Source organism: Streptomyces sp. CLCI03, assembly GCF_053615355.1.
Genome location: NZ_CM132132.1, coordinates 5,342,460 through 5,358,202, shown reverse-complemented (window position 1 = coordinate 5,358,202; position 15,743 = coordinate 5,342,460). Strand labels below are relative to the sequence as shown.

The 15,743-nt window shown below is 70.4% G+C and carries 12 protein-coding genes; 1 reads left to right on the top strand and 11 read right to left on the bottom strand.

Translation table 11 applies throughout. The features are described from left to right. Positions 1–31: 31 nt before the first annotated feature. The 9 genes from ACWG52_RS24690 to folC form a co-directional block, all read right to left on the bottom strand. A complete protein-coding gene (locus tag ACWG52_RS24690; protein ID WP_389811734.1) occupies positions 32–1,564 on the bottom strand; it encodes a CYTH and CHAD domain-containing protein in 1,533 nt (510 codons plus the stop codon). 49 nt (positions 1,565–1,613) lie between these two features. Next, positions 1,614–2,813 (bottom strand): rod shape-determining protein RodA, encoded by a 1,200-nt coding sequence (rodA, locus tag ACWG52_RS24685; protein ID WP_381880217.1) that lies wholly within the window; start codon positions 2,811–2,813, stop codon positions 1,614–1,616. A gap of 21 nt (positions 2,814–2,834) precedes the next feature. Then, complete coding sequence (gene mrdA / locus ACWG52_RS24680) at positions 2,835–5,006, bottom strand: penicillin-binding protein 2 (RefSeq protein WP_381880215.1); 2,172 nt, start codon at positions 5,004–5,006, stop codon at positions 2,835–2,837. 13 nt (positions 5,007–5,019) lie between these two features. Continuing rightward, the gene (gene mreD / locus ACWG52_RS24675) at positions 5,020–5,727 is read right to left on the bottom strand and encodes a rod shape-determining protein MreD (protein ID WP_381880213.1); all 708 of its coding nucleotides are present in this window, start codon (positions 5,725–5,727) and stop codon (positions 5,020–5,022) included. 13 nt (positions 5,728–5,740) lie between these two features. Continuing rightward, the gene (mreC, locus tag ACWG52_RS24670) at positions 5,741–6,688 is read right to left on the bottom strand and encodes a rod shape-determining protein MreC (protein ID WP_389811730.1); all 948 of its coding nucleotides are present in this window, start codon (positions 6,686–6,688) and stop codon (positions 5,741–5,743) included. Positions 6,689–6,821: 133 nt separating this feature from the next. Then, on the bottom strand, positions 6,822–7,841 hold the full coding sequence (locus tag ACWG52_RS24665) for a rod shape-determining protein (RefSeq protein WP_008738981.1): 1,020 nt from the start codon (positions 7,839–7,841) through the stop codon (positions 6,822–6,824). A 296-nt stretch (positions 7,842–8,137) separates the two neighbouring features. Further along, complete coding sequence (gene ndk, locus ACWG52_RS24660; RefSeq protein WP_030715774.1) at positions 8,138–8,548, bottom strand: nucleoside-diphosphate kinase; 411 nt, start codon at positions 8,546–8,548, stop codon at positions 8,138–8,140. 64 nt (positions 8,549–8,612) lie between these two features. Continuing rightward, the gene (locus ACWG52_RS24655) at positions 8,613–8,981 is read right to left on the bottom strand and encodes a DUF4233 domain-containing protein (RefSeq protein ID WP_033223997.1); all 369 of its coding nucleotides are present in this window, start codon (positions 8,979–8,981) and stop codon (positions 8,613–8,615) included. 3 nt (positions 8,982–8,984) lie between these two features. Further along, positions 8,985–10,523: a bifunctional tetrahydrofolate synthase/dihydrofolate synthase gene (folC, locus tag ACWG52_RS24650; protein WP_389811725.1), complete on the bottom strand. Its 1,539-nt coding sequence runs from the start codon at positions 10,521–10,523 to the stop codon at positions 8,985–8,987. A 116-nt stretch (positions 10,524–10,639) separates the two neighbouring features. On the opposite strand from folC, the gene ACWG52_RS24645 reads away from it, so the two are divergent. Beyond that, complete coding sequence (locus ACWG52_RS24645; RefSeq protein WP_390167196.1) at positions 10,640–11,698, top strand: rod shape-determining protein; 1,059 nt, start codon at positions 10,640–10,642, stop codon at positions 11,696–11,698. 7 nt (positions 11,699–11,705) lie between these two features. On the opposite strand, the gene ACWG52_RS24640 is transcribed toward ACWG52_RS24645, so the two are convergent. After that, a complete protein-coding gene (locus ACWG52_RS24640) occupies positions 11,706–12,854 on the bottom strand; it encodes a sensor histidine kinase (protein WP_389811719.1) in 1,149 nt (382 codons plus the stop codon). Between the two features lie 193 nt (positions 12,855–13,047). Next, entirely contained in the window at positions 13,048–15,669 is a 2,622-nt protein-coding gene (locus ACWG52_RS24635) for a valine--tRNA ligase (protein WP_161291610.1), read from the bottom strand. Positions 15,670–15,743: the final 74 nt, after the last annotated feature.

Below are 15,743 nucleotides of genomic sequence, written 5' to 3'. Positions count from 1 at the left end.
CCCGACGGCTCGGCCGCCCCCACCCGCATGATCACCGCAGGGCAGCCCGCAGGTCGGCCCGCAGGGCGGGGGACGAGGCCTTCGCCCATTTGTCCGGAAGCTCCCGCTCGCGGCGCTCGGCCAGGGCCTCCTCGCGGCCGTACAGCACGCCCCAGGTGAAGGCGGACTCCCCGGCGTCGGCCGCCTGGGCCGCGAGGCCGCGCAGGGCGTCGCGGGCCACGACGCTGTCCTGGTGGTCGCCGAGCAGGGTCTGGACCTTCTTCACGGCCTTGGCCAGGTGTTTCGCCGGTTTGCCGAGCTCGGGGACGGCCGACTCCGCCGCGTACCGGACGCGCTTGGCCGCCTTGCGGGCCTCGTGCAGGGCCAGGTCCCGTTCCTTGCCGGCGTCGAGGGCGAGGGCGCCGTCGATGCGGGTGGCGAGGCGCGCGTAGTCGCGGAGCACCGCCTTCGGCAGGACCTTCTCCGGGGAGCCGGCGGCGGCGTCGAGCAGCGGGGGCTCGTCCAGCAGGGCGTCGAGGGAGTTCAGCAGGGTGACGTAGCGGTCGCTGTCGAGGGCGGCCAGGGCCCTGCGGCGCGATCCGGAGCGCCGGGCGGTGTTCCACGTGCGCAGCCGGCTGCGGACGGGGCCGGTCAGCAGGGTGCGGGGCAGTTCGGCGAGCTGGGCCTGGAGCCGCTCCATCAGGACCTCCTGGTCGCGGTCGACGCCGAGTTCTGCGGCCAGCCAGCGCAGCTCCTCGCCGATCGGGTCGGTGACCTCGCGGTCCAGGACCTTGCGGTAGGTCTTGAAGGCGCTGCGCAGCCGGCGGGTGGCGACCCGCATCTGGTGGACGGAGTCCGGGAGGTTCCTGCGTACGGCGGGGTCCTGGGCGACCAGGGCGTCGCGCTGCTCGGCCAGGTACGCGAGGACGTGCGCGCCGGCGGTGCCCTCGGGGCCGCCTCCGGCGGGGCGGGCCGGGGGTTCGGCGTCGGTCTCGGCGAGGGCCCGGGCGAGCTTCGAGGGGGCGTCGGAGACCCGGAGCCCGGCCTTGCGGAAGGTCTTCTCGACGGCGTCGAGCAGGTCGGGGTCGACTCCGTCGGCGAGTTCGACCTCGACCTCGGTCCAGCCGGCGGTGGCGTCGCCGCGCTCGGCCAGGACCTCGTCGGTGCTCAGTTCGGCCAGGAGTGCTCCGTCGGCGTCGAGCAGATGGCTGACGCGGCGCGAGGAGACCAGCCGGACCTGCGGGCCGAGTCCGGCGTCGCGGACGCGGGAGCGGACGAGGGAGGCGAGGGCGGGTGGGACCGTGTCGCTGAGCGCGGCGCCGACCTCGTCGCGCACCCCCGGGGAGACGGGCAGTTTGAGGTGCCAGCCCTCGTCGGCGCCGCCCGTTCTGCGCCGGAGGGTGAGGCCGTCGGCGGCGAGCCGCCGGTCGGGGGTGTCGTAGTAGACGGCGTCGAGGTCGACGGTGCCCTGGTCGGTGACGGCCGCGATCGCGGCCGTCCCCGTCAGGTCCGGCACCCCGCGCCGGGCAGATTTGGCCTTGGAGAACTCGAATTTCCGCTCGATCTCGCGCTTTGTGTCCGCCATGTACCGAACTTAGTCCTGAACGGAACACGTCTGCAGGATGAACGGAACATCAGGCTGACAATGGCCGTTGGACCTTGATCGACTGGAGGAGTCCTACCGCTATCCACACGGCGAACATCGACGAGCCTCCGTAGGACACGAACGGCAGCGGCAGACCGGCGACGGGCATGATGCCGAGGGTCATCCCGATGTTCTCGAAGGACTGGAAGGCGAACCAGGCGATGATGCCGGCGCACACGATGGTCCCGTAGAGCTCGGTGGTCTCCCGGGCGATCATGCAGGCCCGCCAGAGGATGACGCCCAGCAGCACGAGGATCAGTCCGGCCCCGACGAAGCCGAGCTCCTCGCCGGCCACGGTGAAGACGAAGTCCGTCTGCTGCTCGGGCACGAACTGGCCGGTGGTCTGCGAGCCCTTGAAGAGCCCGGAGCCGGTCAGGCCGCCGGAGCCGATCGCGATGCGCGCCTGGTTGGTGTTGTAGCCGACGCCGGCGGGGTCGAGCTCGGGGTTGGCGAAGGCCGCGAAGCGGTTGATCTGGTACTCGTCGAGCACGCCGAGCTGCCATATCAGGACGGCTCCGCCCACGCCGGAGGCGAGGAGGCCGAGCACCCAGCGGTTGGAGGCCCCGGAGGCGAGCAGCACGCCGAGCACGATGACGACCATGACCATGACGGAGCCGAGGTCGGGCATCAGCATGACGATGCCCATCGGGGCGGCGGCCAGGCAGAGCGCCTTGACGACGGTGCGGTGGTCCGGATGGGCGAGGTCGCCCGCGTCCACCCGGGTGGCGAGCAGCATCGCCATGACCAGGATGATCGTGATCTTCACGAACTCGGACGGCTGGAGGGAGAATCCGCCGCCGATCACGATCCACGCGTGGGCGCCGTTGATGGTGGCGCCCAGCGGGGTCAGCACGGCGAGGATGAGGACGAGCGAGAGCCCGTAGAGGACGGGCACGGCTCCGCGCAGGGTGCGGTGGCCGAGCCAGACGGTGCCGATCATCAGCACCAGGCCGATGCCGGTGTTCAGGGCGTGCCGGGCGAGGAAGTAGTAGGGGTCGCCCTGGTTCAGGGTGGTCCTGTTGCGGGTGGCCGACCACACGAGCAGGGCGCCGAGGAAGGACAGGGCGAGGGAGGAGAGCAGGATCGGCCAGTCGAGCCGACGCAGCACGGAGTCGCGGGCGGTGAGCTTGGCCATCGGGCCACGCTCGGGCGCGTACCGGGAGACGGAGAACTTGTTGGCGGTTGGCATGTCGGTATGGGGTCCTGGTCCTCAGTCGTGCCGTGTCGGGGGAGGCCCGGCGAGTGCCGGCGGTTCCAGTTCCTCCGCGGACGGCGGTACGTACGGCCGGATCTCGGGGGATTCGATGGAGCCGTCGGGGTTGATCTTGGGCAGTTTCGCTTCCGGGGCCGGCAGCAGGGCCCGCTTCGGGTCGTACTTCCCGTCCATGGTCAGACCGTAGAGGGCGTTGTAGAGGTTGCGGACGGCGGGGCCGGAGGCTCCGGAGCCGGTGCCGCCCTGGGAGATCGTCATGACGATCGTGAAGTCCTTGGTGTAGGTCGCCAGCCACGAGGTGGTCTGCTTGCCGTAGACCTGGGCGGTACCCGTCTTCGCGTGCATCGGGATCTTGTCCTGGGGCCAGCCGCCGAAGCGCCACGCGGCGGTGCCGCCGGGCTCGACGACCATGCGCAGGCCCTTGTCGAGGTCCGCGACGGTCTGTGCGCCGATGGGGAGCCTGCCGTGGGACTGGGGCTTGATCATCTCGACGCGCTTGCCGTCGGGGCTGATCACGGCCTTGCCGACGGTGGGGTTGTAGAGGGTGCCGCCGTTGCTGATGGCGGAGTAGGCGGTGGCCATCTGGATGGGGGTGACGAGGACGTCGCCCTGGCCGATGGCGAAGTTGATGCTGTCGTACGCCTTGAGCTGGTTGCCTTCGAGGCAGCTCTCGTAGGCGATCTGCTCGACGTAGGTGCCGCCCCGCTTGCCCTGCTTGCACCAGGAGTTCTTGTTCGCCGCCCAGAAGCTCTGCTTCCACTGGCGGTCGGGGATGCGGCCCTTGACCTCGTTGGGCAGGTCGATCCCGGTCTCGGAGCCGAGCCCGAACTCGCGGGCGGTCCGGTAGAACCAGTCGTGGGCGTCCTTCTTGGGGCTGAGGCCCCCGTCGCGCTGCCACTCCTTGTGCCCGAGGGCGTAGAAGACGGTGTTGCAGGAGAACTTCAGGGCCTCGCCCAGGGTGATGGGGCCGTGCCCCTTGGACTCGAAGTTCGCGAAGCTGCGGCCGCCGAGGCTGTAGGAGCTGCTGCAGTTGTACTTGTCGTTGAACTTGTAGCCGGCGCGGACGGCGGCGCTCGCGGAGACCACCTTGAAGATGGAGCCGGCGGGGGCCATGCCCTGGATGGCGCGGTTGAGCAGCGGGTAGTTGGAGCCCTTGCTGGTGAGCTTGGCGTAGTCCGCGCCGGAGATGCCGCCGACCCAGGCGTTGGGGTCGTAGTCGGGCTGGGAGGCCATCGCGACGATGCGTCCGGTCTTGGCCTCCATGACGACGACGGCGCCCGAGTCGGCCTCGTACTTGCGGCCGGTGATGTTGTCGGTCTCGTTGCGGACGACCTTCATCGCCGCCTGGAGTTCGAACTCGGCGACTGCCTGGACCCGGGCGTCGATGCTGGTGACGAGGGTGGATCCGGCGATTCCGGGGTCGGACCTGGTCTGGCCCATGACCCGGCCGAGGTTGTCGACCTCGTACGAGGTGACCTGCGCCTTGCCGCGCAGCTCACGGTCGTAGGTGCGCTCGATCCCGGAGCGGCCGACCTGGTCGGACCGCAGGTGCGGGGAGTCGGTGTCCTTGGCCTTCTGGATCTCGTCGTCGGTGACGGGCGAGAGGTAGCCGAGCACCTGTGAGGTGCGGGCGCCGCCGGGGGCGGGGTAGCGGCGGACGGCGGTGGGCTCCGCGGTGATGCCGGGGAACTCCTCCGGGCGCTCGCGCAGCTGGAGCGCCTGCTGGGTGGTGGCTTCGAGGGTGACCGGGATCGGCTGGTACGGGGAACCGTTCCAGCAGGGCTTGGGCGTCTGGGAGTCGCAGAGCCGGACCTTGTCCATGACCTCCTTGGGGGTCATGTCCAGGACGTCGGCGAGGCGGGTCATGACGCCCTTGCCCTTGTCTTTCATCTTCATCAGCGCGGTGCGGCTGGCGGAGACGACCAGGCGGGTCTCGTTGTCGGCGAGCGGGACCCCGCGGGCGTCGAGGATCGAGCCGCGCACGGCGGGCTGGACGACCCGCTGGACGTGGTTGCTCTTGGCCTCGTGGTAGTACTCCGCGCCGTTGCGGATCTGGAGGAACCAGAGCCGGCCGCCGAGGGTGATGAGCATCGAGAAGACGAGGACCTGCATGATGACGAGCCTGATCTGCACCCGGGAGGTGCGGCCGGTCTCCGGGACGTTGGTCACGTCTGCTCCTCCCTCACAGCTTCTTGACGCTCTTCACACCCTTGGCCGGCTTGACGCCCTTTATGCGGACGGCCTTGTTGGCGCGGGACCGCGCGGTCTTCAGGCGCAGGCCGCCGCGCTGGCTGCCGATGCGCAGGCCGGTGCCGCCGGTCAGCCAGCCGGCGGAGACGTCGGCGGCCTTGTTGGCGGGGCCGCCGCCTGCCTCGACGGCCATAGGGTCGTTCTCCGCCTTGCGCGCGAGCGCCATGATCCACGGCACGGTGAAGGGCGCGAGCAGCAGGTCGTAGAGGGTGGCGGTGAACACCAGCCCGGTCAGGCCCACGTGGCGGGCGGCGGTGTCGCCGACGAGGGCGCCCACGCTCGCGTAGAGCAGGGTGGAGCCGATCGCGGCGGCGACGACGGTCAGCATCGGGCCCCAGGCGGAGCGGAACCGCCCGCCGTCGGGGCGGACCAGGCCGGCGACGTAGCCGATGACGCACAGGACGAGCGCGTACCGCCCGGCCGCGTGGTCGGCGGGCGGTGCCAGGTCGGCGAGGAGTCCGGCGCCGAAGCCGATGAGCGCGCCGCTGACGTGCCCGTACACGAGTGCGAGGGACACGACGGTGAGGAGCAGCAGGTCGGGTACGGCGCCGGGCAGTTGGAGCCGGCCCAGGACGGTGACCTGGATGACGAGGGCGACCACGACGAGCGTGGCCGAGAGCAGGATCCGGTTGAAGCGCATGCGGGGTCGGCTCCTAGTCGTCGGCCGGCTGGGCGAGCGGGCTGGCGGCCCCGGACGGGGTGACCGTGACGGTGACCGTCGGGGTGGGCTTGGGGGCCTCGGGCTTGGGCGGCAGGACCGCGTCGCGGGGGTCCTCGCGCGGCGGCATCACGACGACGCCGACGATGTCCAGGCGCGAGAAGCCGACGAACGGACGCACCCATACGGTGCGGGTCAGGTCGCCGCGCGAGGGGTCGACCTTGACCACCTCGCCGATCGGCACGCCGGGCACGAAGGGCTTGTTGCCGCGCGAGCCGAAGGTGACGAGCCGGTCGCCGGGGCTGACCTTGGCCTTGCCGTTGAGCATCTGGACGGACAGGGCACGGTCGCCCTGGCCGGTGGCGAAGCCCAGTTCACCGGTCTTCTCCAGACGGGTGCCGACGGTGAAGTCGGGGTCGTTGGCGAGGACGACGGTCGCGGTGTCGGGGCCGACGGTGCTGACCCGGCCGACGAGGCCGTCCCCGTTGAGAACGGTCATGTCGCGTTCGATGCCGTCCTTGCTGCCGGCGTCGATGGTGACGGTCCAGGAGAAGCCCTGGGCCGCTCCTATGGCGATGACTTCGGCGCCCTTGATGCCGTACTGGCCGGCGCCGGCCCGCTTGAGCATCTCGTCGAGCTCGTGGATGCGGCTGCGGGTCTGGTCCTCGCTGCCCAGCTTGGCCTTCAGCGCCGCGTTCTCGCGCTCCAGCGTGGCGATGCGGTTGTGGCGCTCGCCGGAGTCCCGTACCGCCCCTATGGCGTTGGCGACCGGATCGACCGCGGTCGCCACACCTTCCTCGACCGGGCCGAAGACCGCTGCGGCGGCCTGCCGGGCACCGTCGACCGGCGACTCCTCGCCTGCCCTGATGTCCACCGTGATCAGTGCGAACGCGATGGCGATCAGAAGCACCAGGAGCAGCCGGCTTTCTCGTGTGTCCCTCACGTGCGGCGGCCGTGCCTTCCTCGTCGGATTTCTCATTTGCCTGTATATCAACGATCCGCCGCACGGGCCCGGTAGCACCCGTACGGCGGATCCTTGTGTTCCGCATGGCCCCTCCGGCAGGGAGGGGCATCTGTCAGCGACGGGGCTGGGCGTCCAGGACCTGCTGGAGGGCCTCGAACTCCTCGACGCACTTGCCGGAGCCGAGCGCGACGGAGTCGAGGGGGTCCTCCGCGATGTGGATAGGCATGCCGGTCTCCCGGCGCAGCCGCTCGTCGAGGCCGCGCAGCAGGGCGCCGCCACCGGTCAGGACGATGCCGCGGTCCATGATGTCGCCGGAGAGTTCCGGCGGGCACTTGTCGAGCGTGGTCTTGACCGCGTCGACGATGGCGTTGACCGGCTCCTCGATGGCCTTGCGCACCTCGGCGGCCGAGATGACGACCGTCTTGGGCAGGCCGGAGACCAGGTCGCGACCGCGGATCTCGGTGTGCTCGTCCTTGTCGAGGTCGTAGGCCGACCCGATGGTGATCTTGATCTGCTCGGCCGTGCGCTCACCGAGGAGGAGCGAGTACTCCTTCTTGATGTGCTGGATGATCGCGTTGTCGAGCTCGTCGCCGGCCACCCGGATGGACTGTGCCGTGACGATTCCGCCGAGGGAGATGACGGCGACCTCGGTGGTGCCGCCGCCGATGTCCACGACCATGTTGCCGGTGGCCTCGTGGACGGGCAGGCCCGAGCCGATGGCGGCGGCCATGGGCTCTTCGATGATGTGCACCTGGCGGGCGCCGGCCTGCGTGGACGCCTCGATGACGGCGCGTCGCTCCACTCCCGTGATGCCGGAGGGAACGCAGACCACCACGCGCGGGCGGGCCAGGTAGCGGCGCTTGTGGATCTTGAGGATGAAGTACCGGAGCATGCGCTCGGTGATCTCGAAGTCGGCGATCACGCCGTCCTTGAGGGGCCGCACGGCGACGATGTTGCCGGGCGTGCGCCCGATCATCTTCTTCGCCTCCGAGCCGACCGCCAGGATGCCGCCGGTGTTCGTGTTGATGGCGACCACGGACGGCTCGTTCAGGACGATCCCCCGGCCCCTCACGTACACCAGCGTGTTGGCGGTCCCGAGGTCGATCGCCATGTCACGGCCGATGAACGACATTTTGTTCCCCTTGTTCCCCATGAGGAGCGTCTGGCCTTCCAGTTGATAGCGGCTGCTGTCAGGTCGGCGAGGTGGGTGTGTGGGTGGAGGCCCCATCGTAGTGCCGCGAGTACGAAGACCGCGCGACGGGACTCCGGCAATCCCGCCGGAATGGATACCCGCCCCCTCAGTGGTGACGACGTGTCCTGCCCAGGCGTTCCCGCTTCGGGCCGGAAATACCGGGGGGCGACCGAAATTACTTCGGTCGCCCCAGGTCATGAGCGCTATTCGGCTGATGTTCCGTCAGGAAAGAGTGCTCAGAGCGCCGGGAAGAACAGCTTCAGCTCACGTTCGGCGGACTCCTCCGAGTCCGAGGCGTGGATCAGGTTCTCACGCGTGATCGTGCCGAAGTCACCCCGGATGGAGCCAGGAGCCGCGGCGATCGGGTCAGTGGGTCCGGCCAGCTGGCGGACACCCTCGATCACGCGCTCCCCTTCGACCACCAGGGCGACGACGGGACCGCTCGCCATGAAGCCCATGAGCGGCTCGTAGAACGGCTTGCCCTTGTGCTCGCCGTAGTGCGCCTCCAGGGTCTCCTGGTCCAGCGTACGCAGCTCCAGTGCGGGGATGGTCCAGCCGGCCTTCCGCTCGATACGGCCGATGATCTCGCCGACCAGACCACGACGGACGGCGTCGGGCTTGAGCAGGACGAGGGTGCGCTGGGTCATGTTGCGGCTCCTTGCGGCAAACGGGTGCGGTAGGGCGAATCTACAGGGCCGATCCGGGGACCCGTCACGCAGCGTCAGGCGCCCCGGGGGCCCCTGGTGCCTCCTGAGCGGCCGCCCAGCGCGCCTTGATCGTGTCGATCTTGCGGCCGTAGTGCACGGAGCACCACCACAGCCCGGCGAACACCGCGCCGAGGAAGAACATCGTCGGCACGACGAACCCGCTCAGGACCAGGCCGATCTGCAGCGCCCAGCCCAGCTGGACCGCCCCGGGACGCGACAGCATCCCGCACAGCAGGACCGACAGCAGCATGGTGACCCCGCACACCGTCCAGACCGTGGCCTGGGTCAGATCGGGGTCCTTCATCGCCACCAGCCCCGCGAAGCCGATCACGAAGAACTCGCCGATCAGCGTGCTCGCACACAGCGTGCGCATCCCTCAGCCCCTCTTCAGCAGCAGGCGGGCCTCGCCCACCGTGATCACGGAACCGGTCACCAGGACCCCGGCTCCTCCGTATTCGGCTTCTTCCTCCGCCAGGGTGATCGCCGCCTCCAGGGCGTCGTCCAGCCGCGGCTCCACCTGCACCCGCTCCGCGCCGAAGACCTCGACCGCGACGGCCGCCAGCTCGTCCGCGCCCATCGCCCGGTGGCTGGAGTTCTCCGTCACCACCACCTCCGCGAAGATCGGCTCGAAGGCCTCCAGCACTCCGCGGACGTCCTTGCCCTCGCTCGCGGCCACGACCCCGATCAGCCGGCTGAAGCCGAACGACTCGGTGACCGCCTCCGCGGTGGCCGCCGCGCCCGCCGGGTTGTGGGCGGCGTCCAGGACCACGGTCGGGCTGCGCCGCACGACCTCCATACGGCCCGGCGAGGACACCGAGGCGAAGGCCTTGCGCACGGTGTCCACGTCCAGGACCCGGGCGTGCTCGCCGCCGATACCGAAGAAGGCCTCCACGGCGGCCAGGGCGACCGCCGCGTTGTGCGCCATGTGCGCGCCGTACATCGGCAGGAAGATGCCGTCGTACTCGCCGCCCACACCGCGCAGCGTCAGCTGCTGGCCGCCGACCGCGACCTCGCGCGAGACGACGCCGAACTCCATGCCCTCGCGGGCCACCGTGGCATCCACCTCGACGGCCTTCTTCAGCAGCACCTGCGCCGCGTCCACCGGCTGCTGGGCCAGGATCACGGTCGCGTCCTGCTTGACGATGCCGCCCTTCTCCACGGCGATCTCACCGGGCGTGGAGCCGAGCCGGTCGGTGTGGTCCAGGCTGATCGGGGTGACCACCGCGACGGACGCGTCGATCACGTTGGTGGCGTCCCAGCTGCCGCCCATGCCGACCTCGACCACGGCCACGTCCACGGGGGCGTCCGCGAAGGCCGCGTAGGCCATTCCGGTGAGCACCTCGAAGAAGGACAGCCGGTACTCCTCGGCGGCGTCGACCATCTCCACGTACGGCTTGATGTCGTGGTACGTCTCGACGAAGCGCTCGGCTGTGATCGGAGCCCCGTCGAGGCTGATCCGCTCGGTGATCGACTGCACGTGCGGGCTGGTGTAGCGCCCGGTGCGCAGCTCGAAGGCGTTCAGCAGGGACTCGATCATCCGTGCCGTGCTCGTCTTGCCGTTGGTGCCGGTGACGTGGATGGACGGGTACGCGCGCTGCGGCTCGCCCAGCACGTCCATCAGCGCCGCGATCCGCGACACCGAGGGCTCCAGCTTGGTCTCGCCCCAGCGGGTGGCGAGCTCCTGCTCCACCTCCAGCAGCGCCTTGGCGACCTCCGGGTCGACGGGCCGGGCGGGTACCGGGTCGCCCTGGGGCGGTCCGGCCTGGGCGCGCAGGGTGCGGCTACCGGCCTCGATCACCGCCAGGTCGGGGTCGCGGTCGGACTCTTCCGCCACGATCTGGTCGAACTCGTCGAAGGATCCGGCGAGGTCGTCGTTGTCGTCGCGGTCGTGGCTCTCGGGCTGCTGGTCACTCACAGGGCCAGTCTACGGACGGGGACCCGGAGGACTTTCGGCCCGGCCGTTTCGGGACCTACGGCACCCGGAGCGACCTGATCGTTATGCAAGCCTTGCGGCAGGAGATAGGGGAATAAATGCCGCAGGCCAGCAGCAACAAGACAGCAACCAGCCGCGACATAGGGATGGACCTGGGCACCGCCAACACCCTCGTCTACGCACGGGGGCACGGGATCGTCCTCGATGAGCCGTCCGTGGTCGCCGTGAAGGCGGGCACCACCACCGCCCTGGCCGTCGGTACGGACGCCAAGGAGACCATCGGCCGCACCCCCGGCTCCATCACCGCGATCCGCCCGCTGCGGGGCGGTGTGATCTGCGACTACGAGGCCGCGGAGGAGATGATCCGGCATTTCGTCCGCAAGGCCGTGCCCGGAAGGCGGCCCCGCACCCGGATGGTGATCTGCGTGCCCTCCGGTGTCACCCCCGTCGAGCGGCGGGCCATCGTCCAGGCGGCCACCCGGGCCGGAGCCAGGGCCGTGCACCTCATCGAGGAGCCGATGGCCGCGGCGATCGGCGCCGGACTGCCCGTGGCCGAACCCCGCGGCTCCATGGTCGTGGACATCGGCGGCGGCACCTCCGAGGTCGCCGTCATCTCCCTGGGCGGCATCGTCACCTCCCGGTCGTTGCGCGTCGGCGGGGACCGCCTCGACGCCGCGGTCATGGACCACGTACGCAAGGAACACGGACTGCTCATCGGGGAGCGCACCGCCGAGGACGTCAAGCTGGGCCTCGGCTCGGCCTGGCCGGTCCCGGACCGGCCGGAGCTGGAGACGCGCACCTTCACCGTGCGCGGCCGCGAGCGGGTCGGCGGCATGCCCAAGACCCTCACGCTGACCGCGCAGGACGTCCGGGCCGCGCTCGACGAGCCGGTCGAGGCGATCATCACCGCCGTGCGCACCACTCTGGAGGAGTGCCCGCCGGAGCTGTCCGGTGACGTGATGGAGCACGGCATCGTGCTGACCGGCGGCGGCGCGCTGCTGCCCGGCCTGGACCTGCGGATGGCGTCCGCCACGGGCATCCCGGTCTTCGTCGCGGACAACCCGCTGGACTGCGTGGTACTGGGCTCCGGCCGCTGCGTGGAGGACCTGGACACCCTGGACACCCTGGGCGGTCTGTCGGCCCCGGCGAAGGTCTGAGCGGGGCTCAGCCGCGGGGGAGGGTGGCGACGACCTCGTACGCGTCCCGCGTGCGGGTCGCCGTCAGGGTCCCGCCGAGGCTGCGTACGCGCTCGGACATGCTCGCCGTGCCCGAGCCCGCCGAGACGGGGGCCCGGCCCGGGGTCCGGTCCGGCAGCCCGTTGCGGACCGCTATCCGCAGCCGCGGGCCGTCCGCCGTGATCGACACGTCGATGGTCTCCCCGTGCGCGTGCTTGGCGGCATTGGTCAGGCACTCCTGCACCACCCGGTAGACCGCCGCCTGCCGCAGCGGGGAGAGCTCGTGCACGTCCTCGTCCATGGTGAGCCGGACGGGTGAGCCGGCCCGCCCGCTCTCCTCGGCGAGCGCCGGCAGCCCGTTCACGCCGGGGGTCGAGGCCCGCTCCCCGCGCTGCACGATGATCTCGTTGAGCACCAGATGGGCCCGGCGCGCGGTGTCGGCCAACTCCTCGAAGTCCGGCCCGTACGCCGTCTCCCGCGCCCGCATCGACAGCACCTCGGAGCGGACCGTGAGCAGGGTCAGCTCGCGCCCGACGAAGTCGTGGACGTCGCGGGCCACGGAGGTGCGCTCCTGCTGGACGGCGTGGAGCACGGCGGACTCGGCCCGCCGGGCGGTCAGCTCCCCCACCAGGTCGTGCCGGTAGGCGGCTATGCCCACCGCGGAGGCGAGCACCCCGATGGGTACGACCACGCTGAGGAACCCGCTGAGGGTCTGCCCCGCGGGCTCGGGCCAGCCCGGCAGGACGAACATGCCCAGCGCGAAGGCCACGTAGGCGAGGGTGGCGAGGATCCCGGCCCGGCGCCCGCGGTAGCGGCCGACCGAGTAGAGGGCGAACTGGATCAGGGTGAGCTCGTGCAGCCATCCGATGAAGAGCAGCGCGGCCAGGTACGAGAGCCAGGGCTGTCGGCGGCGCACCAGCAGGGTGACGCAGCCCAGGGCGAGGACGACGGCGGCGGCGGGCCCGGTCAGGGAGTTGTCGGCGGCGGCGAGGCCCGGGAGGTCGAGGGCCATCAGGCCGAGGCAACCGAGCGCGGTGAGCACGTCCACGGCCCGCGGCGACCCGGCCCAGCCCTCGGTGAGCCGACGGCCGGAAGCCACCAGCCGGTCGAAGGCCGGGACGACGGGCTTGACGCGCATGCCCTCCATCATCCGTGGTCGGCGCTTCGGTTCGGATCGCCCCGGAATCGAAATAGCAGTGATTTAGGGCACTTCGGACAGGAGTCCGCTGTGACACGAACCCCCGCACGGGGAAGGGATACGGCGAAGGCCCCCGCATCGACCGACGGTGCGGGGGCCTTCACCTGTACGTACGTACCGGGTGCGACGGGGACTAGGCGGCCGGCAGGCCGTCCAGCTGCGCCTGGAGCCGGGCGATGTCCGCCTCGGCCTTGGCGAGCCGGCCCTTGATCTTGTCCACGACGTTGTCCGGAGCCTTGGCGATGAACGCCTCGTTCCCGAGCTTCGCCTCGGCCTGCTGCTTCTCCTTCTCCGCGGCGCCCAGGTCCTTCGTCAGACGCTTGCGCTCGGCCGCCACGTCGATGGTGCCCGACAGGTCGAGCGCGACGGTGCCGCCGGCGACCGGGAGGGTCGCGGTGGCGCTGAAGGAGTCACCCTCCGGCTGGAGGCGCAGCAGCTGCCGGATGGCCGCCTCGTGCGCGCCGAGCGCGGTGGCGCCCAGGTCCAGACGGGCCGGAACCTTCTGGCCGTCCTGCAGGCCCTGCTCCTTGCGGAAGCGACGGACCTCGGTGATCACCGACTGGACGGAGGCGATCTCCGCCTCGGCGGCCTCGTCGCGGAAGCCGCTGTCCTTGGGCCAGTCGGCGATGACGAGGGACTCGCCGCCGGTCAGCGTGGTCCACAGCGTCTCGGTGACGAAGGGGACGATCGGGTGCAGCAGTCGCAGCATGACGTCGACGACCTCGCCGAGGACGCGGCCGGAGACCTGCGCCTGCTCGCCGCCCGCGAAGAAGGTCGTCTTCGACAGCTCGACGTACCAGTCGAAGACCTCGTCCCACGCGAAGTGGTAGAGCGCCTCGCTGAGCTTCGAGAACTGGTAGTCCTCGTAGTACGCGTCGACCTGCGCGACCGTCTCGTTCAGCCGGGACAGGATCCACCGGTCGGTGGCCGACAGCCGCTCGACGGGCGGCAGCTCGCCCTCGATCGTGGCGCCGTTCATCATCGCGAAGCGCGTGGCGTTCCAGATCTTGTTGGCGAACTTGCTGGATGCCTGGACCCAGTCCTCGCCGATCGGGACGTCGACACCCGGGTTGGCGCCGCGGGCCAGGGTGAAGCGAACGGCGTCGGAACCGTACTTGTCCATCCAGTCCAGCGGGTTGACCACGTTGCCGAAGGACTTCGACATCTTCTTGCCGCGCTCGTCGCGGACCATGCCGTGCAGGGCGATGGTGTGGAACGGCGGGGTGCCGTCCATCGCGTAGAGGCCGAACATCATCATCCGGGCGACCCAGAAGAAGAGGATGTCGTAACCGGTGACCAGGACGGCGTTCGGGTAGAACTTCTCCAGGCTTTCGGTCTGCTGCGGCCAGCCGAGCGTGGAGAACGGCCACAGGCCCGAGGAGAACCAGGTGTCCAGGACGTCGGTGTCCTGGGTCCAGCCCTCGCCGGCGGGCGGCTGCTCGTCCGGTCCGACGCAGACGACCTCGCCGTTCGGGCCGTACCAGACCGGGATGCGGTGACCCCACCACAGCTGGCGCGAGATGCACCAGTCGTGGAGGTTGTCGACCCAGTCGAAGTACCGCTTCTCCATCTCCTGCGGGTGGATCTTGACCTCGCCGTTGCGGACCGCGTCACCGGCGGCCTTGGCGAGCGGGCCGACCTTGACCCACCACTGCATCGACAGGCGCGGCTCGATCGTGGTCTTGCAGCGCGAGCAGTGGCCGACGGAGTGCGTGTACGGGCGCTTCTCGGCGACGATCCGGCCTTCGGCGCGCAGCGCACCGACGATGGCGGAGCGGGCCTCCAGCCGGTCCAGGCCCTGGAAGGGGCCGTGGGCGGTGATGATCGCGTGCTCGTCCATGACGGCGAGGTTCGGCAGGTTGTGGCGCTGGCCGATCTCGAAGTCGTTCGGGTCGTGCGCCGGGGTCACCTTGACGGCGCCGGTGCCGAACTCCGGGTCGACGTGCTCGTCCGCGACGACCGGGATGCGGCGGCCGGTGAGCGGCAGCTCGATCTCGGTGCCGACGAGGTGCTTGTAGCGCTCGTCGTCGGGGTGGACGGCGACCGCGGTGTCACCCAGCATCGTCTCGGCGCGGGTGGTCGCGACGACGATGGACGCGTCGCCCTCGCCGTAGCGGATCGAGACGAGCTCGCCCTCGTCGTCCTGGTACTCGACCTCGATGTCGGAGATCGCGGTCAGACAGCGGGGGCACCAGTTGATGATGCGCTCGGCGCGGTAGATCAGCTCGTCGTCGTAGAGCTTCTTGAAGATGGTCTGGACGGCCTCGGAGAGGCCCTCGTCCATGGTGAAGCGCTCACGGGACCAGTCGACGCCGTCGCCGAGGCGGCGCATCTGGCCTGAGATCTGGCCGCCGGACTCGTCCTTCCACTGCCAGACCCGCTCGACGAAGGCCTCCCGGCCGAGGTCGTGGCGGGACTTGCCCTCCTTGGCGAGCTCGCGCTCGACGACGTTCTGGGTGGCGATACCGGCGTGGTCCATGCCGGGCTGCCACAGCGTCTCGTAGCCCTGCATGCGCTTGCGGCGGGTGAGGGCGTCGATCAACGTGTGCTCGAAGGCGTGGCCCAGGTGCAGGCTGCCGGTGACGTTGGGCGGCGGAATGACGATCGCGTACGGAGGCTTCTCGCTCTTGGCGTCCGCCTCGAAGTAACCGCGCTCTACCCAGCGCTCGTAGAGCTTCCCTTCTACCTCGGCCGGCGCGTACGTGGTCGGCAGTTCGGAGGTGGGGCTGCTGGGTGTCTGCGTGTTCTCGGTCACGGGGCACAGTTTAGAGCGGTAACAGTCCAGTCATGAAACCGGTATTCCCGGGGCCCGGCGCCCTTCCCGCTCCC

What these genes read in the sequence shown, in the direction of transcription:
- ACWG52_RS24655 (WP_033223997.1), bottom strand. Translation starts at nt 8,981, where the DNA reads ATGCGCACGCTGTGTGCGAGCACGCTGATCGGCGAGTTCTTCGTGATC.
- rodA (WP_381880217.1), bottom strand. Translation starts at nt 2,813, where the DNA reads ATGCCAACCGCCAACAAGTTCTCCGTCTCCCGGTACGCGCCCGAGCGT.
- ACWG52_RS24645 (WP_390167196.1), top strand. Translation starts at nt 10,640, where the DNA reads ATGCCGCAGGCCAGCAGCAACAAGACAGCAACCAGCCGCGACATAGGG.
- ACWG52_RS24690 (WP_389811734.1), bottom strand. Translation starts at nt 1,564, where the DNA reads ATGGCGGACACAAAGCGCGAGATCGAGCGGAAATTCGAGTTCTCCAAG.
- ACWG52_RS24665 (WP_008738981.1), bottom strand. Translation starts at nt 7,841, where the DNA reads ATGTCGTTCATCGGCCGTGACATGGCGATCGACCTCGGGACCGCCAAC.
- ndk (WP_030715774.1), bottom strand. Translation starts at nt 8,548, where the DNA reads ATGACCCAGCGCACCCTCGTCCTGCTCAAGCCCGACGCCGTCCGTCGT.
- ACWG52_RS24640 (WP_389811719.1), bottom strand. Translation starts at nt 12,854, where the DNA reads ATGCGCGTCAAGCCCGTCGTCCCGGCCTTCGACCGGCTGGTGGCTTCC.
- mreD (WP_381880213.1), bottom strand. Translation starts at nt 5,727, where the DNA reads ATGCGCTTCAACCGGATCCTGCTCTCGGCCACGCTCGTCGTGGTCGCC.